27 protein-coding genes are annotated in these 22,431 nt (G+C 74.7%); 10 read left to right on the top strand and 17 right to left on the bottom strand.

Annotation, left to right across the window (positions count from 1 at the left end):
* The first annotated feature begins 85 nt into the window (after positions 1 to 85).
* A complete protein-coding gene (locus JOE43_RS13265) occupies positions 86 to 592 on the top strand; it encodes a hypothetical protein (protein ID WP_209518334.1) in 507 nt (168 codons plus the stop codon).
* 52 nt (positions 593 to 644) lie between these two features.
* On the opposite strand, the gene JOE43_RS13260 is transcribed toward JOE43_RS13265, so the two are convergent.
* The 3 genes from JOE43_RS13260 to JOE43_RS13250 all read right to left on the bottom strand — a co-directional run bounded on the left by JOE43_RS13260 (position 645) and on the right by JOE43_RS13250 (position 2,790).
* Positions 645 to 1,094 (bottom strand): hypothetical protein, encoded by a 450-nt coding sequence (locus tag JOE43_RS13260; protein ID WP_209518331.1) that lies wholly within the window; start codon positions 1,092 to 1,094, stop codon positions 645 to 647.
* A 72-nt stretch (positions 1,095 to 1,166) separates the two neighbouring features.
* Entirely contained in the window at positions 1,167 to 1,499 is a 333-nt protein-coding gene (locus JOE43_RS13255; RefSeq protein ID WP_209518328.1) for a hypothetical protein, read from the bottom strand.
* Between the two features lie 94 nt (positions 1,500 to 1,593).
* The gene (locus JOE43_RS13250) at positions 1,594 to 2,790 is read right to left on the bottom strand and encodes a glycosyltransferase (RefSeq protein ID WP_209518326.1); all 1,197 of its coding nucleotides are present in this window, start codon (positions 2,788 to 2,790) and stop codon (positions 1,594 to 1,596) included.
* Positions 2,791 to 2,853: 63 nt separating this feature from the next.
* On the opposite strand from JOE43_RS13250, the gene JOE43_RS13245 reads away from it, so the two are divergent.
* Together JOE43_RS13245 and JOE43_RS13240 are read left to right on the top strand one after the other, a co-directional pair.
* Positions 2,854 to 3,750: a UbiA family prenyltransferase gene (locus tag JOE43_RS13245; RefSeq protein WP_307803374.1), complete on the top strand. Its 897-nt coding sequence runs from the start codon at positions 2,854 to 2,856 to the stop codon at positions 3,748 to 3,750.
* The gene (locus JOE43_RS13240) at positions 3,747 to 5,180 is read left to right on the top strand and encodes an NAD(P)/FAD-dependent oxidoreductase (RefSeq protein WP_209518324.1); all 1,434 of its coding nucleotides are present in this window, start codon (positions 3,747 to 3,749) and stop codon (positions 5,178 to 5,180) included. The genes JOE43_RS13245 and JOE43_RS13240 overlap by 4 nt, the downstream gene beginning before the upstream one ends.
* 32 nt (positions 5,181 to 5,212) lie before the next feature.
* Here JOE43_RS13240 and JOE43_RS13235 read toward each other — a convergent pair whose 3' ends face one another.
* From JOE43_RS13235 to JOE43_RS13220, 4 genes are all read right to left on the bottom strand, one after another.
* On the bottom strand, positions 5,213 to 5,683 hold the full coding sequence (locus tag JOE43_RS13235) for a GNAT family N-acetyltransferase (RefSeq protein WP_209518322.1): 471 nt from the start codon (positions 5,681 to 5,683) through the stop codon (positions 5,213 to 5,215).
* Positions 5,684 to 5,792: 109 nt separating this feature from the next.
* Positions 5,793 to 6,215, bottom strand: coding sequence for a cupin domain-containing protein (locus JOE43_RS13230; RefSeq protein WP_209518320.1), 423 nt, complete (start codon positions 6,213 to 6,215; stop codon positions 5,793 to 5,795).
* On the bottom strand, positions 6,212 to 6,556 hold the full coding sequence (locus tag JOE43_RS13225) for a carboxymuconolactone decarboxylase family protein (protein ID WP_209518318.1): 345 nt from the start codon (positions 6,554 to 6,556) through the stop codon (positions 6,212 to 6,214). Before JOE43_RS13225 ends, JOE43_RS13230 begins: the two co-directional genes overlap by 4 nt.
* Positions 6,557 to 6,725: 169 nt before the next feature.
* Positions 6,726 to 7,622 (bottom strand): MerR family transcriptional regulator, encoded by an 897-nt coding sequence (locus tag JOE43_RS13220; RefSeq protein WP_307803373.1) that lies wholly within the window; start codon positions 7,620 to 7,622, stop codon positions 6,726 to 6,728.
* A gap of 172 nt (positions 7,623 to 7,794) precedes the next feature.
* On the opposite strand from JOE43_RS13220, the gene JOE43_RS13215 reads away from it, so the two are divergent.
* From JOE43_RS13215 to JOE43_RS13205, 3 genes are all read left to right on the top strand, one after another.
* Positions 7,795 to 9,699 carry an ABC transporter ATP-binding protein gene (locus tag JOE43_RS13215; protein WP_209518316.1) on the top strand — a complete coding sequence of 635 codons (1,905 nt, stop codon included), beginning with the start codon at positions 7,795 to 7,797 and terminating at the stop codon, positions 9,697 to 9,699.
* A gap of 59 nt (positions 9,700 to 9,758) precedes the next feature.
* Positions 9,759 to 10,451, top strand: coding sequence for a hypothetical protein (locus tag JOE43_RS13210; protein WP_209518314.1), 693 nt, complete (start codon positions 9,759 to 9,761; stop codon positions 10,449 to 10,451).
* 170 nt (positions 10,452 to 10,621) lie between these two features.
* Positions 10,622 to 11,980: a low molecular weight phosphatase family protein gene (locus JOE43_RS13205; RefSeq protein ID WP_209518312.1), complete on the top strand. Its 1,359-nt coding sequence runs from the start codon at positions 10,622 to 10,624 to the stop codon at positions 11,978 to 11,980.
* 18 nt (positions 11,981 to 11,998) lie between these two features.
* Here the strand turns inward: JOE43_RS13205 and JOE43_RS13200 are convergent, their stop codons facing one another.
* From JOE43_RS13200 to JOE43_RS13170, 7 genes are all read right to left on the bottom strand, one after another.
* Positions 11,999 to 12,583 carry a hypothetical protein gene (locus JOE43_RS13200; protein ID WP_209518311.1) on the bottom strand — a complete coding sequence of 195 codons (585 nt, stop codon included), beginning with the start codon at positions 12,581 to 12,583 and terminating at the stop codon, positions 11,999 to 12,001.
* 10 nt (positions 12,584 to 12,593) lie between these two features.
* Entirely contained in the window at positions 12,594 to 12,962 is a 369-nt protein-coding gene (locus JOE43_RS13195; protein ID WP_209518309.1) for a hypothetical protein, read from the bottom strand.
* Positions 12,963 to 13,126: 164 nt separating this feature from the next.
* The gene (locus JOE43_RS13190) at positions 13,127 to 13,771 is read right to left on the bottom strand and encodes a hypothetical protein (RefSeq protein WP_209518307.1); all 645 of its coding nucleotides are present in this window, start codon (positions 13,769 to 13,771) and stop codon (positions 13,127 to 13,129) included.
* A 58-nt stretch (positions 13,772 to 13,829) separates the two neighbouring features.
* The gene (locus tag JOE43_RS13185) at positions 13,830 to 14,141 is read right to left on the bottom strand and encodes a hypothetical protein (protein ID WP_209518306.1); all 312 of its coding nucleotides are present in this window, start codon (positions 14,139 to 14,141) and stop codon (positions 13,830 to 13,832) included.
* Positions 14,142 to 14,301: 160 nt separating this feature from the next.
* Positions 14,302 to 14,592 (bottom strand): hypothetical protein, encoded by a 291-nt coding sequence (locus JOE43_RS13180; RefSeq protein ID WP_209518304.1) that lies wholly within the window; start codon positions 14,590 to 14,592, stop codon positions 14,302 to 14,304.
* Positions 14,589 to 15,752 carry an inorganic phosphate transporter gene (locus JOE43_RS13175; protein WP_209518302.1) on the bottom strand — a complete coding sequence of 388 codons (1,164 nt, stop codon included), beginning with the start codon at positions 15,750 to 15,752 and terminating at the stop codon, positions 14,589 to 14,591. Before JOE43_RS13175 ends, JOE43_RS13180 begins: the two co-directional genes overlap by 4 nt.
* A 119-nt stretch (positions 15,753 to 15,871) precedes the next feature.
* Positions 15,872 to 16,606 (bottom strand): FadR/GntR family transcriptional regulator, encoded by a 735-nt coding sequence (locus JOE43_RS13170; RefSeq protein ID WP_056056344.1) that lies wholly within the window; start codon positions 16,604 to 16,606, stop codon positions 15,872 to 15,874.
* A 355-nt stretch (positions 16,607 to 16,961) separates the two neighbouring features.
* Here JOE43_RS13170 and JOE43_RS13165 point away from each other — a divergent pair, with 355 nt between their 5' ends.
* Together JOE43_RS13165 and JOE43_RS13160 are read left to right on the top strand one after the other, a co-directional pair.
* Positions 16,962 to 17,447 (top strand): gluconokinase, encoded by a 486-nt coding sequence (locus tag JOE43_RS13165; RefSeq protein WP_235491316.1) that lies wholly within the window; start codon positions 16,962 to 16,964, stop codon positions 17,445 to 17,447.
* 117 nt (positions 17,448 to 17,564) lie between these two features.
* Entirely contained in the window at positions 17,565 to 18,812 is a 1,248-nt protein-coding gene (locus JOE43_RS13160) for an alcohol dehydrogenase catalytic domain-containing protein (protein ID WP_245187155.1), read from the top strand.
* A gap of 12 nt (positions 18,813 to 18,824) precedes the next feature.
* Here the strand turns inward: JOE43_RS13160 and JOE43_RS13155 are convergent, their stop codons facing one another.
* Positions 18,825 to 19,277 carry a MarR family winged helix-turn-helix transcriptional regulator gene (locus tag JOE43_RS13155; protein WP_209518298.1) on the bottom strand — a complete coding sequence of 151 codons (453 nt, stop codon included), beginning with the start codon at positions 19,275 to 19,277 and terminating at the stop codon, positions 18,825 to 18,827.
* A 72-nt stretch (positions 19,278 to 19,349) separates the two neighbouring features.
* On the opposite strand from JOE43_RS13155, the gene JOE43_RS13150 reads away from it, so the two are divergent.
* Positions 19,350 to 19,718: a VOC family protein gene (locus JOE43_RS13150; protein WP_209518296.1), complete on the top strand. Its 369-nt coding sequence runs from the start codon at positions 19,350 to 19,352 to the stop codon at positions 19,716 to 19,718.
* A 110-nt stretch (positions 19,719 to 19,828) separates the two neighbouring features.
* Positions 19,829 to 20,326 (top strand): SRPBCC family protein, encoded by a 498-nt coding sequence (locus JOE43_RS13145; RefSeq protein ID WP_209518294.1) that lies wholly within the window; start codon positions 19,829 to 19,831, stop codon positions 20,324 to 20,326.
* 101 nt (positions 20,327 to 20,427) lie between these two features.
* On the opposite strand, the gene JOE43_RS13140 is transcribed toward JOE43_RS13145, so the two are convergent.
* Positions 20,428 to 20,988, bottom strand: a complete 561-nt coding sequence (locus tag JOE43_RS13140) for a GNAT family N-acetyltransferase (protein WP_209518292.1) — start codon at positions 20,986 to 20,988, stop codon at positions 20,428 to 20,430.
* 30 nt (positions 20,989 to 21,018) lie between these two features.
* Positions 21,019 to 22,389, bottom strand: a complete 1,371-nt coding sequence (locus JOE43_RS13135; protein ID WP_209518291.1) for an MFS transporter — start codon at positions 22,387 to 22,389, stop codon at positions 21,019 to 21,021.
* Positions 22,390 to 22,431 lie beyond the last annotated feature (42 nt).

The raw sequence follows: 22,431 nt of genomic DNA, 5'->3' as shown, positions 1-22,431 counted from the left end.
GTTCGCCCGGCAGGGGGGTCCTGGACGGCTGGAGATCCTCCTCGGGGCGGACGACCCGCGGGCGGGCCTCTCCTACGGTGACGGCATGAGCCGTCCGGATCCTCCTGCCGTCGCCGCCTCGGTCGGAACAGGTCTCGTCGTGGCGTACGCCGTGGTGGGTGCCCTCCAGGTCCTCGTCTGGAACCCGCTCGCCGCGGTCCCGCGCCTGTCGCTGCCGGAGATCCACAGCGAGCTCGACCGCGTGGGCCAGTCGTTCTCACCCGCACCGGTGATCGCCTGGGCTGTGCTCGGCGTGGGCGCCGCGGTCGTCGTGGCGGTGTCGACGATCCGCCGCTCGCGCCTCACCCTCAGTCAGGTCGTCCTGGCGCACGCGCTCGTCCTGGTCGGGGGAGCGCCGTCGCTGCTGCTCGTCTCCTTCGCGCCGGGCATGCAGCTCGCCGACGGCTTCGGCATCAGCGGCTACGACCACTCACCGTGGGCTCGCCCGCTGTACCTGACGAGTCTGCTCGCGATGGCGGCAGCGATCGCCGCCGCGGGGCCCGCCATCACGGCCAGCCGTGCTCGGCCGAGCGAGTGCAGGCGAGGTCTCTGAGCCTCCGCGCACGACCGCACGGCGGCGGGTCGGCTGACCGACGTGACGGGCCTCACCTCGTCGAGAAGGTGACCGAGCCGCCGTTGATCGAGGTGACCGTGAGGACGGCATCGTCGCTGTTCTCGTCCATGAGGAACGCTGTCGTCGCGACAGCACCAGGAGAGAGTTCCGGCGGCCAGTCCGCCTCGAGCGCGTAGCCGTCCACCATGCCGCTCTCGGGTCGCGGGCCGAAGGGGAGCGACCAGTCGGGCCCGCCAGCACCACCGATCACCAGGTCGTCGTCCGCGTCGAACAGCAGCGGCTCGTCGCTCGTGTTCTCGACCCTGAGCCCGACGCTGAGGTAGCCGTCGAAGCGGTCCAGCACCTCGGCGGTCGCCACCATGCCCTGAGTCGTCCGCTGCGTGTCGGTGTCGTTCGTCGAGCACCCGGAGAGGCTCGTCAGCCCGACGACGACCACCCCCAGTGACGCGACGCGGACGGTCATCGGAGCAGCGATCTTCACACCGTCATGGTCGCAGAGGTCGCAGAGGTCGCAGCGAGAGCGTCCCGCGACGCTGTCCAGGGAGGCGCGGTGTCAGAAGGGCAGGGGAGTCAGCAGCCAGAGGACGAACAGGCACCCGCTGAGGACGAGTCCGAGGACGCCGAGCGTGAGGCCGACAGCGGCGGAGCGCGGCCGGAGGTCGCGGGGCGACGCCAGGTCGTCGCGCGCGACGACGATCGCGGCGACGCCGAGAGCGACCGACGCGACGGCCCAGAGGTCCAGGAGGATGCTCACCCAGGGCAGCAGCGGTGCGCCGATCAAGGCCGGGGCGTTGCCGGCGGCCACCACGAGCGGGCCGGAGACGCTCAGCCCGCCGAGCGGCAGTGCCCACGACCGTGGGATCGGCGTTCGTCTCAGTGTCGTCACGACGACGCCTCCTCTCGGCAGCGGACCCTGGAGTCCGCCTGAACTCTCCCAGCGACGAGGGGACGGCGATTCCTCCTGGCGGATGATCTTCGCGTCAGAGGGACTCGAGCACGTCGAGCGCCCGCTGCACGCCGTGCTCCCGACGCATGAGGCGGCCCACCTCGGCGGCTCGCCCCCGACGGGACAGGGCGTCGCCCATCGCGGGCACGAGGGCACCGGCCGTCAGCCGGCGAAGCGGGACGGCCGCGGCAGCCACCCCCTGACGGTGCAGCTGGGCCGCCCAGAACGGCTGGTCGGCCGTGACCGGCACGACCACGGCGGGCACGCCGGCCCGGGCCACGGCGTGGGAGGTGCCGGCCCCGCCGTGGTGGACGGCGAGCGTCGCGTGCGGCAGCACGGCGTCGAAGGGCACCGACCGCACCGCCAGCACGTCGGGGCCGCGGTGCTCGGCCGGCAGCGCGAGCCCGCCCCAGCCGGTGACGAGCAGCACCCGCAGGCCGTGCGAGCGGGCGGCCGTCACGACCGCGGCGCCGCGGGCCGAGGCGTCGCCCGTCGCCATGGAGCCGAACGAGGCGACGACGACGGGGCCAGCGGCCAGGAAGTCCGTGACGACCGGTGCGCACGACGCTGAGGGCGCCTCCTCGTGCCAGGCCCCCGTCTGGTGCACCTGCTCCGGCCAGTCGTCCGGCCTCGGCAGCAGCACCGGGCTCACCGCCATGAGCGTCGCTCGCGACGGTGACCGGCCGGCGGGTCGAATCCCGCCGGGCAGCTCGGCGGCGGCGCGCGCCACGTCGCCGTCGAAGAGGCGCGCGGCGGCGCGCGGCACGGCGTAGGTGGACCGGTTGTGGGCCCCGAGGTCGCGGGTGGCCGTGGGGCCGCCGGCGGCGGGGAGGCGCGCGCTGGGGGTGGCCACCGGCGCGAACTCCACCAGCACGCGCGGCACGCCGAGCGAGTCGGCGACCATCGGGGCGGTCAGGATCAACGGGTGGTGCACCACGACGTCGGGGTCGAACGCGACCGTCTCGCGCACCGCGGCGGCGAGCATGCGGCGCATCGCGGGCCGCACCTCCGTGAGGGCGTGCCGCGCGAGGGACCACGGGGCGCGACCGGCGGGGGAGAGCACCCGCCGCGCGTCCAGGCCGAGGGGAACGGTGTCCACCCCGTCGGGCGCGACTGCGTCGTCGGGCATGGCCAGCCGGACCTCGTGGCCCCGGCTCGCGGCGTGTCGCGCCACCGCGACGAACGGCTCGACGTCGCCCCGGGTGCCGGCGGTGAGCAGCATGATGCGCATCCGCCCAGTCTGGGCCCGCGAGCCGTGGGCCACCATCGCGGCGGGCAGCGTACGGTCGATCTCGTGACGGACGGTGCTGAGCGGATGTCGCGCGTCGCGCCGTCCGAGAGGGGTGCGACCGTGCGCCGCCTCGTGCTGATCTCACGCCCGGTGCTGTGGATCAACACCATCGGGTCGGGTCTCGTCGCCGTGTGGCTGACCGGCACGGTGTTCGACCTGCGAGCACTGCCCGTCATCCTGTGGCTCACCCTGCCGTTCAACCTGCTCATCTACGGCGTCAACGACATCTACGACCAGGACACCGACGCGGCCAACCCCCGCAAGGGCTCGATCGAGGGCGCCAGGATCGAGCAGTCCGAGGTGCGGCTCATCGCCTGGGCCGTCGCGGTCACGAACGTGCCCTTCCTCGTCTGGTTCGCCGTCACGCTGCCGCCGCTCGCGATCGCCGCGATCCTGCTCTACGTCGGCGTGTTCGTCTTCTACTCCGCACCGCCGCTGCGCTTCAAGGCGCGGCCCTTCCTCGACTCGCTGAGCAACGCGGCCTACGCGCTGCCGCTCGTCATCGTGCCCGCGGCCCTCTCGGTGACGCCGGTCTGGCCCGCCGCCCTCGGCCTGATGGCCTGGAGCGTCGCCAAGCACGCCTTCGACGCCGTCCAGGACATCGTGGAGGACCGCGACGCCGGCATCACCACGACCGCCGTGCGGCTCGGCGCCCGCGGGACGGCTCTGTGGAGCGGAGCGTGGTGGGTCGTCTCCACGGTGCTCTTCGCCGTGGTGAGCGTGCCCGTGGCCGCCGTGAACCTCGCGATCGCCGGGATCCTCGTCGGGCGCCTGCTGCGCGACCCGTCGCCGGAGACCGGCCACCGGCTCTACCGGCTCTCGGTCGCCTTCCCGTACATCGCGGGGTCGTTCGCCGGCGTCCTGCTGCTGGTCTCCATCGTGCTGGCGGACTGGCCGTGAGTCGCGTGGTCGTGGTCGGCGGCGGGATCGGTGGGCTCACCGCCGCCGCGCTGCTCGCCCACGCGGGGCACCGCGTCACCCTGCTCGAGGCCTCGGCCGAGCTCGGCGGCAAGAGCCGTCGCATCCAGCTGGGGGAGGACCGCATCGACACCGGTCCGTCGCTGGTGACCTTCCCCGCGGTGTGGGACGAGCTGCTGCGGCGGCTCGGCGACGGCGGGCGTGCCCCCGACCGCGCCCGCGACGTCGGCCACCTCGACCTCGTGCGCATGCCCGAGGTGGGGCGCTACTACTACGACGGGGAGGAGACCTCGCTGCCGGTCGCGCCCGGGCACCCCTGGTACCCCGCCTGGCGACGCTTCTCCGACCTGCACGCGCCGCTCGCCGACGACGTGACCGAGCTGCTGCTCTCCGACCCGCTCGACCGAGCCGCCCTCCCGGCCCTGCGCCGGCTGCTGGCCGTCTACGGCTCGCGCCTCACCACCCGCGCCTACCTCGACGGTCTGTCGTGGCTGCCGGACGGGCTGCGCGAGATCATCGCGATCCACACCCTCAACGCCGGCGTCTCGCCCTCCCGCACCCCCGCCCTGTACGCGAGCATGCCGGCGATCATGGCCGAGACCGGGGCGTGGGTGCCCCGCGGGGGCGTCTACGAGGTCGTGCTCGCGCTGGGTCGGCTGGCGGAGGCGGCCGGGGTCGAGGTGCGCACCGGCGAGGCCGTCACCCGCATCGAGCGCGGGTCAGTCACCACCGACCTCGGGCACCACTCCGCCGACGTCGTCGTCAGCGCCCTCGACGCCGACCGGCTCGCGGCGCTCACGGCCCCGTCCCGCCTGCCCACGCTTCCCCGTCTGCGACCCCGTGCCCTCTCCTGCTCGGCCATCGCCGTCTACGGCGTGCTGCGGGAGGAGCTGCCAGCGGACTTCCCGACGCACGGCGTGGTGCTGCCCACGAAGCCCGCCGCGCTCCACCGCAGCCTCGAGGCGGGCGACGAGCCCGCCGACACCATGGTCTTCGTCAACCAGTACCGCGCCGGTGAGGTCTACCCCAACCAGCGCAGCACCGTCGGCGTCCTGCTCACCGCGCCCGCCGACGGCGGTCGCTACACGGCCGAGCACCCCTTCGTGCGACGCGAGGTCGACCGGGTCTCCGCGGCGATGGGGCTCGACGGGCCCCTCACCGACCTCCTCGACGAGCAGCTGGTGCTCGACCCGCAGTACTACGGCACGGGCGGCGAGCCGCACGGCGCGCTCTACGGAGCCGCGCGCCCGCCGTGGCTGAGCGGTCCGTTCCACCGCCCGTCGTACAACGACCCGTGGCGGCCCTGGCTGTGGCGGGTCGGCGCGTCGGTGCACCCCGGCGGCGGCATCCCCGCCGTGGTGGGCGGAGCGATGATCGCGGTGACCCGGCTGCTGAAGTCGACACCGGCCTGACCTGGCTCGGTCTGCCCGGCCCGGTGGGCGGCTCAGAGGGCTCGCGCCAAGCAGACCGACTCGGGTGACCCGACGTAGGGGCCGAACAGGGGGATGCGCGAGTAGCCCTCTCGCTCGTAGAAACGGATCGCGTCCGGCTGGAGCGTGCCCGTCTCGAGTGCGACCTGTCGCGTGCCCAGCTCGCGAGCGGCGTCCTCGAGGGCCCGCAGGAGCCCGGACGCCACGCCCGACCCCCGGGCGTCGGGCACGACGTACATGCGCTTCACCTCGACGGTGGCCGGGCCGACCACCGAGTCGGCCAGGGGTCGCAGCCCTCCGCACGCGATCGGGCGACCGTCGTCCGCCCGCCCGACGAGGAACACCGGGACGTCGGTCGCCGACGGCGGCGTGCCGGGCTCGTGGTCGTCGCTGCCGTAGCGGGCGTCGAGCTCGACCCGCTGGGCTCGACGGAGGCCGTCGGCGTCCGGGTGGTCGAAGGGCGTCCGCGTGATGGTCCAGCTCATGGTCGTCCTCTCGTGATGACCGCCACCGTAGCTGGTGCGCTACGCCACTCGACGATCGAGAGGTGCCGCACGACCGCACCCGGGTGCTCCCCGACGCGGGGCTCCGGGGCTAGTCCGAGCCGCCCTCGCCCGGCGAACCGGCGAACTGGTCGTCGGTGACGTGCTCGAGCCACGTGGTGGTGGCGGAGGGGTCGTCGCCGTTCTCGAGCATCGCGAGGTGCTCCATGAACACCCCGGGGGCGGCGGCGTGGAAGTGCTCCTGGCCGGGCGGGGTGTAGATCGTCTGCCCGGGGTGGACGTCGACGACCTGCCCGTCGCGGGTGCCGAAGCGGCCGACGCCGGCGGTGACGCGGAGGTACTGGCCCTTCTCGTGCGAGTGCCAGGCGGTGCGGGCGCCTGGTGCGAACCTCACGGTGGCGACGACCATGTGCTGGCCGTCCTCGTGCGGCATCGCGATCGGGTCGAGCCAGACGTCGCCGGCGAACTGCTCGGGAGGGTTCTTGGTGGTGGGGGCGGCGGGTTCGATGTTCATGCTGACTCCTGGTCGTCGGTGGTGAAGTGCTCCTTCGCGACGCCCATCGCGGCCATGCCGTTCGGCCAGCCGGCGTAGAGGGTCACGTGGGTGATCGCCTCGATCAGCTCCTCCCGGGTGACGCCGTTCTCGACGGCGCGGCCCAGGTGGAAGTCGAGCTGCCCCGTGTGCCCGCCGGCGGCGAGGACGGCGACGGTGACGAGGCTCCGGTCGCGGGCGGAGAGCTCGGGGCGATTCCAGACGTCCGCGAAGAGGACGTCGTCGGTGAGGGCGGCGAGCTTGGGGGCGAAGTCCCCGAACGTGCGGCGCCCGCCCCCGATCTGCGTCGGCTGGTCGGCCATGGTGGTGCTCCTGTCCGTCGTGTCGTGGAGGGCCGCTCGTCGCGGCCTCTTCGTCCACGGAACACCGGGCGGGACGCAGGAGGGAGGCCCTGGCGTGGTCCCCCAGACGGGTCGACACGGCCGGTCTGGCCTCAGCCGGCCCCGACGCCGCGGCCGACGACGGCCTCGCTCAGGGCGCCGACGACGCCGCGGACGCCCCCAGCTGCAGCGCCAGCTCGCTGCAGCGCAGGCGGGCCGGCGAGAAGTCGGAGGGCAGGCTCCGGATGATCTCCGCCGCGCTCCTGCCCCGCGAGCTCCCGACCCGGTCGAGCACCACGTCCGCGTCCCCCCGCGGGTGCAGCTCCTCCCAGGCGTCGAAGATCGCGTCGTCCTCCTCCAGCTGACCGGACTCCTCGATGACCCGCATGAGCGTGGTCTCGAAGGCGTGACGCTCGGCCGCGACCCGGGCCACCCGCGGATCGTCGACGGCGACCGTGTCGTCGAGGGCCTCCTCCGCGGCGTCGACGCGGTCGGACTCGGCGCGCAGCTCGGGGTGGAGAGCCAGCGTGAGGAAGCGGCCGGCCTGCGCGACCGCTCCGAGCGGACCGAAGATGCGCTCGGTGACCAGCAGCGTGTCGAGGTCGTCCTGGCGCAGCGAGCCCTCGGGCGCGGCCTGGAGGCGGTCGGAGACGATGTCGTCGAGCAGCCCCAGGCGATCGCCGCGGGCGCGCATGCGCTGCACCGCGGCCCGCTTCCGCCGCAGCTCGGCCTCCTGCGCCGCCAGGCTGTCCTCCAGCCGGGCGAGGACGCTCGCGACCTCGCCCTCGCCCCCGACACCGGCCGGTCCAGCCTCGGTGAACGCGTCGCGGACGTCGTCGAGGGCGATCCCGGCGTCGGCCATCCGTCGGATCCAGAGCAGCCGGATGATCTCCGCGTAGCCGTACCGGCGCCGACCGTCGCTGCCCCGCTCGCGCTCCGGGAGCAGGCCGACCTCGTGCCAGTGGCGGATGGCCCGGGGAGTGGTGCCGACGAACGCCGCGGCGTCGCCGATCATGACCTGACGGGGCGGAGTCGGGAGGGAGTGCACGGTGGACCTCTCGGAGGGGGGCGGAACGGGACGTGCTCCGAGCAGACCACATGACGCTGCGGCAGGTGCAACCCCGCCTCGGGCGGGCTGCGGCTCCACCCGGCTCCGTCGGCTGCGAGCCGAGCGTCGCCCGCCGTCTAGGTTGAGCCTGGTACCGACGGAAGGAACAGCCATGAGCATGGAAGGCGCGGCCTGGAGCTCGCTCTACAAGATCTCGTCCGCGCGGGACGGCGCGCACGGCATCTCGCGGGCGTCCGTCCGGCGCATCATGACGTTCGCGGTGCCCTATCGGGCGAAGCTCGTGCTCTTCATCAGCCTCTCGGTGGTCGGGGCCTTCCTCGCGGTCGCGACGCCGGTGCTGGCCGGCCGGGTGGTCGACGTCATCGTCGCCCGGGGCGACGTCTCCACGATCGTGCGGCTCGCCGTCCTCATCGGGGTCGTCGCCGTGGCCGACGCCGGCGTCTCCCTCGTCACACGGTGGTACTCGGCCCGGATCGGCGAGGGCGTCATCCTCGACCTGCGCACCGCCGTCTTCGACCACGTGCAGAAGATGCCGATCGCGTTCTTCACCCGCACGCGGACCGGCGCTCTCGTCAGCCGCCTCAACAACGACGTGATCGGCGCCCAGCAGGCCTTCAGCGGCACGCTGTCCGGTGTCGTCACGAACGTCGTGGCACTCGCGTTGACCCTGATCGTGATGCTCAGCACGTCGTGGCTCGTGACCGTCCTCGCGGTGGTCATGCTGCCGATCTTCCTGGTCCCCGCGCGACGCATGGGCAGCCGCCTCGCCGCGCTCCGTCGCGAGGCCGCCGACCACAACTCCGCGATGAGCACGCAGATGACCGAGCGCTTCTCCGCGCCGGGCGCCACCCTCGTCAAGCTCTTCGGCCGCCCCGACGAGGAGTCGGCGGAGTTCCGCGTCCGCGCCGCCCGCGTCCGTGACATCGGGGTCCGGACGGCGCTGCTGCAGTTCGTCTTCGTCACCGCGCTGACCCTCGTCTCCGCCCTGGCCCTCGCGCTCGTCTACGGGCTCGGCGGCGCCCTCGCGCTCGCCGGCCAGCTCGACACCGGCGAGGTCGTCACCCTGGCGCTCCTCCTCACCCGCCTCTACGTGCCGCTGACCGGCCTCGCGAACGCTCGGGTGGAGATCATGAGCGCGGTGGTCAGCTTCGAGCGCGTCTTCGAGGTGCTCGACCTCGAACCGCTCATCCGGGAGAAGGCCGACGCCGCCACCGTGCCCGAGGGCCCGGTGAGCGTCGAGTTCGACGACGTCCGCTTCGCGTACCCGTCCGCCGACAAGGTGTCGCTCGCCTCCCTCGAGGAGGTCTCCACGCTCGACACCCGGGGCGGCGACGAGGTGCTGCACGGGGTGTCGTTCCGCATCGAGCCGGGCCAGACCGTCGCCCTCGTCGGCACCTCCGGGGCGGGCAAGTCGACGATCGCCCAGCTGCTCTCGCGCCTCTACGACGTCGACGGCGGTGCCGTGCGCCTGGCCGGGGCCGACGTCCGCGACGTGACCTTCGCCTCCCTGAGGCACACCCTGGGGATGGTGACCCAGGACGGCCACCTGTTCCACGAGACGATCCTCTCGAACCTGCGGCTCGCGAGGCCGGAGGCGACCGAGGACGAGGTGTGGGACGCCGTCCGCCGGGCGCGGCTCGAGCCGCTCGTCCGCTCGCTGCCCGACCAGCTCGACACGATGGTGGGGGAGCGGGGCTACCGGCTCTCCGGCGGCGAGCGCCAGCGCATGACCATCGCGAGGCTGCTGCTCGCCCGGCCGCAGGTCGTCATCCTCGACGAGGCGACGGCGGCGCTGGACTCCACGTCGGAGGCGGCGGTGCAGGCCGCGCTCAGCGAGGCACTCGAGGGGCGGACGGCGATGGTCATCGCCCACCGCCTCTCCACGATCCGCAGCGCCGACCTCATCCTCGTGGTCGAGGACGGCTCCATCGTCGAGCGCGGGACGCACGAGGAGCTGCTGGCCGCCGCCGGGCGCTACGAGGAGCTGCACCGGACGCAGTTCGCCGTGCAGGACGACGTCGCCGCCGACGAGGCCGCAGTGACCGAGCGTCGGTAGGGTCGACGCACGACCGCCGACGGGGCACGCCCGGCGCGGTCGGTCCGGAGGGGGACACCATGAGGCACGCACGCGCGACCTGGACCGCCACGACGACGGGCGCCCTCGTGGCGCTCACGCTCACCCTGACCGGGTGCGGCACGGGGGCGGACGGCTCGCCGGACGAGACGCCGACCGCGACCGACGTGGCGAGCACGGCCTCGGCGACCCCCGCCCCCACGCCGTCGGCCACGCCCGCGGAGCCCGCCGTCGCGTCGATCCCGACGGACTGCACCGACATCGTCGACCCGGCCACCTACGCCGCGACGATGGGCGAGACGCCGCTCAACGACCCCGACTTCTTCACGGGCCCGACGGGCCAGCTCCAGCCGAGCCCGGCACCCGCGGGCGCCGACCCCTACGAGACGGTCGTGGCCGCCACGCAGCTGACCTGCGGCTGGCGCGACCCGCGGTCGGACGTCACCGGCCTGTTCGTCGACGTGGCCACGGTGGACGACGCGGCCGCCGCCTCCTACCTGGACTGGCTCGCCGACCCCACGGTCGACACCGAGCGGCGGGGCGCCGACGTCGTCTACGACTGCTCGGAGCGCCTCGGCGGCACCGTGTGCCAGTACACGACGAAGGACCAGCAGTACGACACGGACTTCGCCGAGACCGTCCTCGTGCGCGACGGCGTCGTCGTCACGGTGCGCCAGTCGAACTACCCGACGGACGACCTGCTCGGCGCGATCGTCGACCGCATCTGGGGCTGACCCTCCGCTCCGGCGGTCTCGTCGGAGGGCGTCGTCCCGGTGACGCCGGTGGATGGCCCCCTGACGCGGGATCGACCGGGGCGGGCGCCTCCGCCAGGATCGTCCGGGGGGAGGCGCGGGTCCTGCCGCAGGGGAGGCCAGGTCGTCGTGACGTCACCAGGGCAGTCGTCGTGACCGAGGCGCAGCGCGCCATGCTGTGGTGCCTTCCCGTCTTCCCCGTCATGGCCGTCGTCGTGGCCGTGATCAGCACCGACGCCTGGCTCCTCCCCGACGTCGAGCAGCGGGCGCAGCTCGCGGCGGGCTGGCCGGTCGCGGGGGCGCTCTGGTCTCGCGTCGTCCTCGGGTACGTCGGCGCCCTCGGGGGCCTCGGGTTCTCCGTGGCGTTCGGGGTGCTGTACGGCCGTGAGATCCGCTTCATCCGGGCCGTTCGTCGGCGCGCCGCCGCCGCCGCCGCCCGGGGCGCCGCCGCACCGGGGCGACCTCGTCTCAGCGCCGCGCACCGCGCCTCCTTCGCGGCCCTCCTCGACGGCGACCGCATCCCCCGCGTGATGGTCGTGAGCCCTCGGGGCATCGGGCGGAGCGTCATGGCGGCCGCGTACCTGCGGGCGCTCGACGGGGCCGTGTTCATCGTCGAGGCCCGGGGCGTCTCGCCGCAGGAGGGGCGCGTGAGCCCGCTCGTGCAGCGGGACGTGGTCGTCGCGATGGGGATGGACAAGGCTCCCGTCGAGACGGAGCAGGTGCCGGCGAAGGTGATGGCGGCACCGGTGCGGGCGGCCGACCTCGTCGTACGGATCGGCTGCCCCGACTCGTTCCCCGTGCCCCGTGGCACCCCGGTGCTCGACTGGGACGTGCCCGACCCGATCGGGGCCGACCTGCTCGCCGTCCTGACGATCCGGGACGACCTGAAGGGGCGCGTCGAGCAGCTCGCCGCCGACCTGGGGCTCGACCGGCCGTCGCTCGCGCTCCGCGACCGCACGATCCCCCGGCAGCGGGCGAGCGTGGCCGCGGGGAGGGCGACCATCGCGTACCCGTCGCTCGCCGACGACGTCGCGGAGTGGTTCGCGACGGCCGAGGCCCGGCTGCTGGTCGAGATCGCCGACGCCCCGCTCACGGCCGCGACCGTCAACGGCCGGGGCCCGTTCGCCCCAGCCCTCGCCATGCCGTGGTTGGCGTCGGTCGGCGCGGCGGAGACGGCCCTCCGGGCCGAGCTCCGCTGGCGGGCGGTCACCGGCGCCGACGAGGCCCGGGCCGGGGAGAGCCTCGCGCTCGTCGTCGAGTGGCTCGAGAGCGCGGGCGTCCTCCGGCCCCTGTCGCCGGAGCAACGCGACGCCCTGTGCGCGTCGGGGACGGCTCAGCGCGACCACGACCACCCGTTCGACCAGTGGCCCCGGGGGCTGGCCGGCGAGTACCCCGCCATGGCCGAGATGCGGTTCTCGGAGGAGGACCGTCGCACCTGGGAGGTCGTGCCGGCCGCGGCGCTCCGCGTCTACCCGGACCTCGCGACGCAGTGGGCGGGGGAGGTCGTCTAGCGTGGGCGAGTCACGGTGTCACCCGGCGGCGGCGTCGTCGTCGTGGTGGCCGCGGTCGGGATCGCGCAGGACGGCGTCGCGCAGGACGGCGTCGCGCACCTCGACGTCGTCAGGGCCGACGTCTGCCGCGTCCACCGCCCCGCGCCCGGGGTAGAAGCGGTTGCCCGAGGCCGGCGAGTACGCCAACCACGCGCCGCCGCCCAGCTTCTCGACGACCGCCCGTGCCTCCGCCGCCTGGCGTCGGGCGCGCGTGCGCAGGGCTCGGGCTGCGCCCGGGTTCGTCGGCGGCTCGGTCGACCTGAGCACCTCGCGGCCGCGGTGGATGAGGTGCACCTCGAACCGGTTCCCGAGCTCGTTCGCCAGCCCCGTGGCCAGGGCCACGCCGGTGGTGGCGAACTGGTCCTCGTCGTCCGGGGCGTGCGGGGCCAGGTCAGGGTCGGGCCGTGCGCGGTGGAACGCCTCCCAGGCTCGGAGGTCGGCCTCCAGCAGCGATGACAGACCGGCCTCGTCGTACGGCGCGGGACCGCCGGACCAGATCACGGTGCCGGCGTGGTCAGGGAAGAGGCGGACGATGATCGCACCGTCCTGCGTGTGCTCGGTCACCCTGCCGACCCTAGCCGCGGCCGCGGCCGCCGGCGCTGCGGCTGCCGTTGCGGCGGGGCGAGCGGCGCGCTCGCCGGCGCCGGTCCGTGATCACCTCGGGCAGCCGGGTGGCCAGGGCCGCCGCGGACCACAGGGCGACGATCGCCGCCAGGCCCAGGGTGAGCACGCCCGTGGCGGTCCACAGCCCCGCCCAGCTGTCGGGCCAGATGCCCCACTCCAGCACGGCCGACCCCGTGGCCAGCGCGACGGCGTGCGCGGCCGAGGCGGCGCCTCCGACGAGGGCGCCGAACACGACGACGGCCCCGACGCCGACGGCCGTGTCGGCGAGCCACCCCCCGGATGCTCGTCGACGACGCCCGGGCGTATGTCGACGCGTCACGGCGCAGCTGGTCCACGAACCCGGGGGAGCACGTCGGCGGGGTCGACCTCGGCGGCCGAGAACGTCCTCGGGACGAAGAGCAACCGCAGCAGCCGGTCGCGGTCCACCTCGCCGCTCCGCACGATGCGCGACGCCGGTCGCGGGGCAGCGGCGGTGACCGCGCCTCAGAGGACGCCGCCGACGGCCCAGGAGCCGAGGCCGAGGACCCCGAACACCACCGCGACGGTGAGGAGGAGCAGGGCCAGGCCGAGCAGGTGCTCGCGGACGGCGCGGCCGAGGCCGTCGCGCGGCTGATCGCCGAGCAGTGCGGTGATGCGTCGCCGGCCCCCGTGGGGGAGCCCGGCCAGCAGGACGACGACCCCGCCGCGCGGCCCCACGACGACGGCGCCGTGCGAGGTCGAGGGGGTGCTGAGGATGCGGAAGTCGACGACGCGGCACGACGCGACGGTGAAGCGGCGGCGACCCGTCACCGACGTGACGACCATCTCCGCTCCGTCCCGCCGAGCAGCCCAGGGCGACGCCACCAGGCCGCAGAGCCACGGGGCCAGGATCCCCACCGCGAGGAGGAGGGCGAACGTGACGTTCGGCAGCCAGTGCGCGGGGTACCCGGTCTCGTCCAGGCCCTGTCGCTCCCACCACGGCCGGGTCAGCCGGGTGGCGACCACCAGAGCCGCCGTGAGCGGCACCAGCACCCGCCCCGCCCACACGGCCACCAGGGAGGCGCGGGTCACCTCCCGCGGAGCCGCGTCGGTCGTCGAGTCGCGGTGTGCCGCTGCCGATCCCGGTGCCGGCGTGCCTGTCGCTGTCATGTCGCCCAGATCATCGCACGGGTCGAGCACGCATCGGCGCGCGCCTCGGCGCCGGCCCTCAGCGCAGCGGCTGGGGCACGCTCGCGGGGCGCGACCAGCTCACGTCGAGCGAGCCCTCCTCGAGCCGCACCGCGATCTCGGTGCGGAAGGAGTCCTCGAAGTGCCGCGCCGCCCGCTCGTCCGAGACGACCACGTCGACGCGCAGCGAGCCGAGCTCGTCGGTGATCAGCACGGGCCCGTCCGCGAACCGCACCAGGAAGCGGTGGGGCGTGACCGGGACGCTCTCGTAGTCCCGTCGCAGGCTCTGCTCGAGCTGGCGGACGGGGCGGATGCCGGCGGTGGGCCGGACGAGGGCGCTCATGGCGATCATGCGTCGATGGTGCGCCGCCGATGCGACGCGCGCGTGAACGCGACGTGACGACTCGTCGTCGACCCGACCCGCGACTCCTCGGCGCCGCCCGGGCAGGGAGATGCCCCGCACTGGGCCCCCGCCGCGTGGGCAGGGCCCAGGGCGGGGCACCTCGACGTCGTCAGTGGAACTGCGGCACGATCATCCACAGCCCGTAGAGCACCGCGGCCACGCCCACGGCGAAGCACGCGAGCCCCGCGGCGGTGGCCCCCGCCGGGCGGCTGACCGGCCCCGAGGCGACGGCCGCCGTCGCCCCATCGGCACCCGCACCCGCACCCGCGGGCTCCTCCGCCCCGGCCGCGAACGCGCGGATGCCCAGCGCGAACGACGTGACGATCACGGCCGTCGCCGCGAGGGCGACGAGGAAGACGACCACGAAGGCGCCCCAGTCCACTCCGAGGAACACGGTCACTCTCCCTGCTGGCGGGAGGCGCCGGCCGGCTGGGCAGCCGCGGGAGCCTCGTCGCCGTCGTTGACGGTCTCGTGCGTGACGGGGTGCCGCCGCGCGAGGAAGGCGAAGGCCAGGCCCCCGCCGAGGGCGAGCAGGGCGACGACGACGAGGCCCGCCGTGCTCGTGCTGGCCAGCCACGCCGAGACTCCGCCGACCAGGGCGGCGGCGGGCAGCGTGAAGACCCAGGCCGAGGCGATCTTGCCGACGACGCCCCAGTGCACCGTCGCGAGCTTCGCCCCGAGGCCGGCCCCGACGATCGAGCCCGAGGTCACCTGCGTCGTCGACAGGGCGAAGCCGAGGTGCGACGAGATGAGGATGGTGGCCGCCGAGCTGGTCTCGGCGGCGAAGCCCTGCGGGGCCTTGACGTCGGTGATGCGCTTGCCGACCGTCCGCATGATCCGCCAGCCGCCGAGGTAGGTGCCGAGCGCGATCGCGAGCCCGCAGGCGACGATCACCCAGAGCTGCGGGCCGGTGCCCGCGCCCTGGTAGCCCGCCGCGATGAGGGTGAGCGTGATGACGCCCATCGTCTTCTGGGCGTCGTTCGTGCCGTGCGCGAGCGACACCAGCGAGGCGCTCACGGTCTGGCCGTGACGGAAGGCCGCGGTCGACCCGCGGAGGGTCGCCTGCCGCGTGATCCGGTAGGCGGCGTAGGTCGCGACGAGCGCCACCACCCCGGCGACGACGGGCGAGATGATCGCGGGCAGCACGACCTTCGACAGCACGACCGCGAAGTCGACCGAGCCGATGCCGGCGCCGATCACCGCCGCGCCGATCAGGCCGCCGAAGAGCGCGTGCGACGAGCTCGAGGGCAGGCCGAGGTACCAGGTGGCGAGGTTCCAGAGCACGGCGCCGACCAGCCCGGCGAAGATCATGACGGGCGTGACCTGCACCCCGCCCTCGCCCTCACGGATCAGCCCGTTCGAGACCGTGCTCGCGACCTCGGTCGAGAGGAACGCCCCGACGAGGTTCAGCACGGCGGAGATGAGCACCGCGACCTTGGGTCGCAGCGCCCCGGTGGCGACCGAGGTCGCCATGGCGTTCGCGGTGTCGTGGAACCCGTTCGTGAAGTCGAACACGAGCGCCACGACGATCACCAGCATGACCGTGACGAGCACGTCCATCGTCGTCGTCCCTCCGAGGGGCGGCCGGTGCGTCGCGACGGCGGCGCCGCGCCCCCTGCCCGGCCGACGCTAGGCCGGGGCCGGGCCGCCCGCGATGAACGGCGCGTGAACGCTTGCGGTCAGTGCAGTTCCTCGTCCGACTCACGGACGAACTCGTCGACCGTGCCCGAGATCAGCTCCCACGCGGCGCGGAAGGCCACGTCGGCGTCGCCGGCCACGAGCGCCTCCGCGAGGGCGAGGTGCGCGGCGGCGGCGGCGGGCGTCCAGTCGGTGATCGTCGCGCGGGCCTCCTCGACGCGGGTCCGCAGCAGGGCCTCGACCTGGGTGGCGAAGTGCCCGATCACCTGGTTGCCCGAGCCGCGCAGCAGCGCGGTGTGGAAGGCGACGTCGGCCTCGAGGTAGCGGGGCCCGTCGCCCGCGGCGTCGGCCTCGACCATCGTGCGGGCGGCCTCCAGCACGACGGCGGCCTGCAGCGGGTCGGGCGTGAGCGCGCCGAGGCGGGCGGCCATCGGCTCGAGCCCGAGCCGCAGCTCGAGCAGCTCGCGCATCTGCGTGAAGTACTCGGGGCCGCGGCCGCGCCAGAGGATCACCTGCGGGCTCATCAGGTCCCAGGAGGCGCGGGGCAGCACCTGGGTCCCGGTGCGCTGCCGGGGCTCCACCATCCCGAGCGACTGCAGCACCCGGAGCACCTCGCGCAGCACCGACCGCGACACCGAGAACCGCTCGCTCATCGCCTCGACGTTGAGGATCGTTCCGGGGGCGAGACGCCCGTCGACGATGTCCTGGCCGAGTGCGTCGACGACGCGGGCGTGGAGCCCGCGGTCGCGGGAGGCGGAGGGGAGTCCGGTCGTCATCGTGGTCTTCCTGAGCCCTCGCGGGCGTCTTGCCGGGGGAGTCGCCGTGTGGCACACTCCTGGGATCTGATTAATCTGATTATTCAGATCCGCGCGTCCTCCCAGGATGGCAGACCGGCAGGCCCGGCCTCCACGACGGGCCGATCGACGCCGCCCCCGGGCGGTGCGCGCGGCCCCCAGACGACGAGGTCGCGGAGAAGCGCCCTCGGAAGGACGCGACACCATGACCTCTCTTTCCCCGGCCCCCGCCTCCGGCTCCTCGCTCCACGACGCCTCCCGTGACGTCCCGGCCGGAGGCGAGGCGCAGGTCCCCGAGACCGCCCGTCGTTGGTCGGGTGCCCCCGTGCTCGTCGTGATGGGCGTCTCGGGCTCCGGCAAGTCGACCGTGGCGGCGCTGGTCGCCGAGCGCCTGGGCTGGGACCACGCCGAGGGCGACGACCTGCACCCCGACGAGAACGTCGCGAAGATGGCGGCCGGCGTGCCGCTCGACGACGACGACCGGGCGCCGTGGCTCGACACGGTCTCGTCGTGGATCATCGAGCACGCGATGCAGGGCGTGCCCGGCGTCATCACCTGCTCGGCGCTCAAGCGCAGCTACCGCGACGTGCTGCGCGAGCTCGACGTCGTCTTCGTCTACCTCCGGGGCAGCAACGACCTCATCGGCGGCCGGATGGCCGCGCGCCCCGGCCACTTCATGCCGGCCTCGCTGCTCGACTCGCAGCTCGCGACCCTCGAGCCCCCGCAGGCCGACGAGCGCCACATCGTCGTCGACGCGACGCAGACGCCCGAGCAGGAGGCCGACGACGTCATCCGGCTGTTGGGGCTCTCGCCCACCCGCTGACCGGCACCGCGCCTCCTCTCGTTCACCTGCCGGACGCCGTCCGATCACCGGCGCTCCGTAGCGTCGGGGGCACGACGCGGGCACCGGAGCCGCGGTGCGCGACGGGGGCGACACGGCATGACGAACAGGGCGACGACCCGCGCGGGGGCGCGGGGCGCGAGCGGCACCGCGACGGGGCCCGTGACGCTGCCCCCGGGGCGCGACCTGGTGCTGCCGGAGGCGGCGGTCGCGATGACCTGGCAGGGCCCGGGCCGTCCGCTGCAGGCCGTCGCCGTGCCCGGGGTGCGGCTGCAGCGCGGCGACGCGCTCGTGCGGGTCGACCTCGCCACGATCTGCGACTCGGACGTGCACACCGTCACCGGGCGGCGGCCGGGAGCGACCCCGTGCGTGCTCGGCCACGAGCAGGTGGGGCGCGTCGTCGACGCCGACCCGCACGCCCGGTCGGTCGACGGGCGCCGGCTGCTGCCGGGCATGCGCGTCGTCTGGTCGGTGGTCGTGGCGTGCGGCCGGTGCGTGGAGTGCCACCGCGGGCTGCCGCAGGCCTGCGCGAGCCTCGAACGGCACGGGCACGCGGCCGTCCGTCGCTCGTGGGAGCTCGGCGGCGGGTTCGCCAGCCACGTCCACGTGCGTCGGGGGGCGGCGGTCGTCGTCGTCGACGACGACGCGGTCCCCGACGAGGTGCTCGCCCCCGCGTCGTGCGCGGTCGCGACCGCCGCCGAGGCCGTGCACCGCGCCTCCTCGCTGCTGGCCCTGGCGGCCGGCGGGCCGGCGGCGGAGGCGCTCCGCGGCCAGGTGGTCGTCGTCTCGGGGGCCGGGGCGCGCGGGCTCGCGGCGACCGCGATGGCGACGCAGGCGGGGGCCCGGGTCGTGGTCGTCGAGGCCTCCGAGTGCCGACGGCTGCTCGCCTGCCGCTTCGGAGCGGCCGCGGTCGCGGACCCGGGGGAGTCGCGGGGCCCGCTGAGCCTCGCCCGGGCGCTCGGGCAGGTGGACCGCTCGGGCCGCCACCGCACCGTCGCCCTCGAGACCTCGGGCAGCTCCGCCGCCGTGGCGCTGCTCGTCGACACGGTCGGCGTGGGCGGGGTGGTCGTGCTCGCCGGGCCGGTCGCGCCGGGAGCGGCCGTGCCGGTGCTGCCGGAGAGGGTGGAGCGGGGGCTGCTCACCCTCACCGGGGTGCACGACTACGCGCCCGCGAGCCTCGTCGCCGCGGTCGCGTTCGTCTCCGAGCAGCGGCACCGCTACCCGTTCGCCGAGCTCGTCGAGCACGTCGTGCCGCTCGAGCAGCTCGACGACGCGCTGCGGCTCGCGAGCGCGCCGGGGGCGCCGGTGCGGGTCGGGGTGCGGCCGGGGGGAGCCGGCGCGCGGTGACCGCGTGCCGGGTCAGGCGGCGTCGCCGCGCAGCGACCCGACCATGGCGCGCAGCGCGCGACGGGCGGCGTCCTCCTCGGCGACGGTGAGGTCGTCGAGCATCCGACGCTCCACCGCCCGCACGGCGGCCGTGGCCCGGGCGAGGTCGCGACGGCCCTCCTCGGTCAGCAGGGCCGGCAGCGCTCGGCCGACCCGCGCCTCCGGCGGCCGCTCGACCGACCCGGCCGCCTCCAGCGACTGCAGCAGCACGTTCATCGACTGCCGGGTGACGAACGCCCCGCGCGCCAGGTCGGAGTTCGACAGGCCCGGTCGCTGCGCCAGCAGCTCGAGGCACGAGTAGTGCGTGATCGTCATGCCGAGGGGGCGGAGGGCGTCGTCCATGGCGGTGCGGAGGGCGCTGGCCGCCTCCTTCAGGAGGTAGCCGAGGGAGGTCTCGAGGTCGATCCCGTCTCGGTCTGGACTCATGTCAGCATTCTGACATAGGCTGTCTCATGTCAGGATCCTGACATTCAGCCACCACCTCCGAGGAGACCCCCCGTGCCCGTCACCGGCCCCGACTTCATCTCACTGCAGACCCGCGACCTCGACGTCTCCCAGGCCTTCTACGAGCAGTACCTCGGCCTCGTGCGCTCGCCGGCCGGCCCGCCCCACGCCGTGGTCTTCACGACCACGCCGATCGCCTTCGCGCTGCGCGACCTCGTGCCCGGCACCGATCTCGACGCCGTCGAGCAGCCGGGGCTCGGCGCCGCGCTGTGGCTGCACGCCACCGACGTGCAGCAGATCCACGACGCCCTGGTCGCCGACGGCCACCGCATCGTCTCGGCGCCCGTCGACGGGCCGTTCGGCCGGACGTTCACCCTCGCCGACCCCGACGGGTACCACGTGACCCTGCACGACCGGGCCTGACGACCAGCGGGCGCGGGCGCGGGCGCGGGCCCGGGCCCGGGCACGGGCGCGGCTGCCGGGCCGGCCGGACAGGTCTGTCGCCCGGGCCCCCGCCGTGGCAGCATGGGCCCGTGCCCGTCGTCGAGTCCCGCCGTGTCGTCCCCGTCGACGTCGAGACCGCCTTCGCGGTCTCGCAGACCACGGGGGAGGCGCGGCTCCGGTGGGATCCCTTCATCCGTCGGCAGTACTTCGTCGACGGCGTGACCCGCCCCGGCAAGGGCGTGCGGACCATGACGATCCACCGCCTCGGCTTCCGGATGGAGAGCGAGTACGTCTCGTACCAGCCCCCGACCACCGTCGGCATGAAGATGACGAAGGGGTCGTGGTTCTTCGAGAAGCTCGGCGGCGGCTGGCGCTTCACGCCGGCGGAGGGCCAGCCGGGCAGCACGCTCGCGGTGTGGCGCTACAACTTCACCTGCCGGCCGCGGTGGCTCGCCCCGGTCGCCGAGCGCATCGGCGCACTCGTGCTGCAGCGCGACATCGACCGCCGCATCGACGGGTACGCCCGCGGCTGCTCCGACCCGTTCGTGCTCGAGCGTGCCGCCGCCGGCCACGGCCCCGCCGCCTGACCCTCACCTACCCCTCCGGCTCGAGTGGTCGCGAACTGTCGCTCCGACCCCGGTCGAGGCGCAGTTCGTGACCACTCGACCGCGACCCGGGCGACGCTGGGCTACGCCGACGAGACGCGAGCCGCCCGGTAGAGGACGTGGGGCCGGAGGCGGTGGCCGGGCGGCAGGGCCGGGTGCGCGAAGTCGTCGGCCGGGTCGCGCCGCAGGCCGATCCGCTCCATCAGCGCCCGCGATCGCAGGTTGAGCGCCGCCGTGAAGCTCACGACGCCGGGCAGGTCGGCGCCGGCCGGGTCGAGCGCGTGCCGCAGCACCTCGCGCGCGGCCTCGGTCGCGAGCCCCCGGCCCCACGAGTCGCGACGGAGGCGCCAGCCGATCTCGACCGGGTCGACGAGCGCCCGGCCGCCGGCGACGACCTCGAACGACGGCCGCGACAGGCCGACGAAGCCGACGAACTCGCCGTCGGCCCGCTGCTCTGCCGCCCAGAGGCCGAAACCGTCGCGCTCGAAGCCGGCCTCGATGCGGTCGACCATCGCGTCGGACTCGGCGGGGGTGCGCGTCGAGGGGAAGAACTCCATCACGACGGGGTCGGCGTTCATCGCCGCGAACGCAGCGCGGTCGGCGTCGCACCAGCGGCGCAGCAGGAGGCGGTCGGTGGTGAGCACCCGACGACGCTAGCGCGCCGCCGCGAGTGGTCACGAGGAGGCGCGGCGCGAGCCCCGGAGACCGACGAACGACACGGCGGCGCTCCCCCCGAGCAGCACCGCGACCACGACGACGACGCGGTGGAACCCGTCGACCGTCAGCGCGCCTCCCGCGATCACGCCGAGGAAGGCGACGGCGACGAGCCCGGCGACGCGCGAGATCGCGTTGTTGACCGCCGAGGCGATGCCCGACCGGGCCGGCGAGACCTGCGACAGCACCGCCGAGGTCAGCGGCGCCACCGTCACCGCGAGGCCGAACCCGAAGAGCACGACGCCGGGCACGACCTGCCACCAGACGTCGATCGGGTCGCGGACGAGCAGCATCCAGAGGAACCCGCTCGCCGTGATCAGCGGCCCGACCGTCATGAAGAGGCGGGGCCCGTGCGTCGCGGCGAGCGTGCCGAACAGGGTGGAGAAGAGCAGCGACACGATCGTCGTCGGCAGCGTGACGAGCCCGGCGACCGTGGCCGACAGGCCGGCGAGCTCCTGCACGACGAGCGGGATGGTCAGCGTGCCGAGGTTGAGGGCCGCGTAGAGCCCGACCGTGGCGAGGTTGCCGACGGTGAACTCGCGGGTGCGGAAGAGGTCGAGCGGCATCATCGGGTGCGGCGTGCGCCGCTCCCAGGCGACGAAGGCCACGAGGGCCACGAGGCCGACGACGAGCGGCACGAGCACGAACCAGGTGCCGAAGCCGATGCGCTGCCCCTCGATCAGCGCGAACACCGGCCCGGCGAGGCCGACCGCCGCGAGCACGGCGCCCACCACGTCGACGCGGGCGGGGGCGTCGGGGGTGCCGCGGTGGGCGTCGCCGGGGAGGCGCGTCATCAGCACCAGCGTCACCGCCACCGGCAGCACCACCACCCCGAAGACCCAGCGCCAGCCGATCGTGTCGACGAGAGCGCCGCCGGTCAGCGGGCCGACGAGGAAGGCGACGCCGGTCCACGCCGTCCAGCGGCCAATGGCGCGGCCCTGCTCGGGGCCGCTGTAGGTCGAGGTGATGAGGGCCAGGCTGCTCGGCACGAGGAGGGCCGCGGCCACGCCCTGCAGGGCCCTGGCGGTGATGAGCAGGCCGGGGTCGGGGGCGAGGGCCGCGAGCACGCTCGTGGCGGCGAAGGCGACGAGCCCGGCGCGCAGCACCCGGACGCGCCCGAAGGTGTCGCTGAGCGAGCCGGCCACGAGCATCAGCGAGCCGAGCGTCAGCAGGTACGCGTCGACGACCCACTGCTGCAGCGTGAGGTCGCCGCCGAGCTCGCCGGCGATGGCCGGCAGGGCGACCGTCACGATCGATCCGTCGAGGAAGGCCACGAACGACGCGAGCACCGCGACCACGAGGACGATGCGCTGGCCGCGGGCGTCTGTCATGCCCCGAGTCTCCTCCGTCGGGGTCTGAGCCGCAGGGTCGAA

Source organism: Frigoribacterium sp. PvP121 (assembly GCF_017833115.1).
Taxonomy (GTDB): Bacteria; Actinomycetota; Actinomycetes; order Actinomycetales; family Microbacteriaceae; genus Frigoribacterium; species Frigoribacterium endophyticum.
Note: the sequence above shows the minus strand (reverse complement) of the source record. Positions and strands in the feature narration are given on the sequence as shown.